The sequence below is a fragment of the Actinomycetospora sp. genome (assembly GCF_055612215.1).
On sequence record NZ_JBVPVA010001174.1, the window covers coordinates 1 to 1,519 of the forward strand.

The following is a 1,519-nucleotide window of genomic DNA, read 5'->3' on the forward strand; positions in this document are numbered from 1 at the left end:
AGGAGCGGGCGGGCGAGGCTCACGACCACCGGAACGCTCCCTCCCGCCACGCGTAGAGCACCCCGACGAGCAGGACCCCGAGGAACGCGAACATCTCCACCGCCGCGCCCGGGCCGCTGCGCGCGAGCACGAGCGTCCACGGGTACATGACGATCATCTCCATGTCGAAGGCCAGGAAGACCAGCGCGATCGTGGACCACCGGACGTGGAACCGCGAGACCGCGTGCTCCACCGGGGGGAGGCCCCCCGCGTGCGGAGCCGCGCGCAGCGGCCGCCCGACCACGCGCACCAGCCACGACAGCGCCACGACCAGCCCGACCCCGACCAGCGCCGCCCCCGCGACGACCGCGAGGCCGAGCACCGCGCTCACGCCGCGGTCCGCGGGGCGAACCGGCGCAGCCGCAGGCTGTTGGCCACCACGAAGACGCTGGAGAACGCCATCGCCGCGCCCGCGATCATGGGGTTGAGCAGGCCGAACGCCGCCAGCGGGAGGACGGCGACGTTGTAGGCGAACGCCCAGAACAGGTTGCCGCGGATCGTCGCCAGGGTGCGGCGGGCCAGGCGCAGCGCGTCCGGGACGGCGCCGAGGTCGTCGCGGACCAGCGTCACGTCGCCCGCCTCGATCGCGGCGTCGGTGCCGGCGCCCATGGCGAGTCCGAGGTCGGCCTGGGCGAGCGCGGCCGCGTCGTTCACGCCGTCGCCGACCATCGCGACCACGTGCCCCCCCGCCTGCAGCGCGGCGATCGCGTCGGCCTTCTCCTCCGGCAGCACGCCCGCCCGGACCTCGTGGATCCCGGCCCGCGCCGCCATCGCCCGGGCCGCGGTCTCGTGGTCGCCGGTGAGCAGCACCGGGCGGACCCCGAGCGCCCGCAGCGCGGCGACCGCACCCGGCGCCGAGTCGCGCAGCGTGTCGCTCACCGCGAGGACCTCGCGCGCCGCGCCGTCCCACCCGACGACGACGGCGGTCGCCCCCTCCGCCCGTGCCGCGTCGACCCGCGCGGCGAGGGCCGCCGACAGCGGCATCCCGTGCGCGGTGAGCAGGCGGGGCCGACCGACGACGACGTCGAGGGTGCGGTCGGCATCGCGGACCGTGCCGATGACGCCGAGCCCGTCGACGGTCCGCGCGTCGGTCACCGGCGGGAGGGGGCCACCTCCACGGGTCGAGCTGCGCTGCGCTGCGTCTCCCGCGAGGCGGGCCGCGTCGGCGATCGCCCGCGCGATCGGGTGGGAGGACCCGTCCTCGACCGCACCCGCGAGGCGCAGCGCCACGGGGTCGGCCCACCCGGGGTCGGTCAGGCGCATGTGCCCCGTCGTCAGCGTCCCGGTCTTGTCGAGGACCACGGTGTCCACCCGGCGCGTGGACTCCAGCACCTCGGGCCCGCGCAGCAGGATCCCCAGCTGCGCGCCGCGCCCGGTGCCCACCATCAGCGCGGTCGGCGTCGCGAGCCCCAGCGCGCACGGACAGGCGATGACCAGGACCGCGACGGCCGCGGTGAACGCGGCGGTCAGGCCGCCGCCG

General features: G+C 77.3%; 2 protein-coding genes. Both read right to left on the reverse strand.

Annotated features, from left to right (window positions below):
- Positions 1–19: 19 nt before the first annotated feature.
- Complete coding sequence (locus AC0CYZ_RS31520) at positions 20–370, reverse strand: NADH-quinone oxidoreductase subunit A (protein ID WP_472222183.1); 351 nt, start codon at positions 368–370, stop codon at positions 20–22.
- On the reverse strand, positions 367–1,519 hold a 1,153-nt coding region (locus tag AC0CYZ_RS31525; protein WP_472222185.1), incomplete at its 5' end, for a heavy metal translocating P-type ATPase. The genes AC0CYZ_RS31520 and AC0CYZ_RS31525, both read right to left, overlap by 4 nt.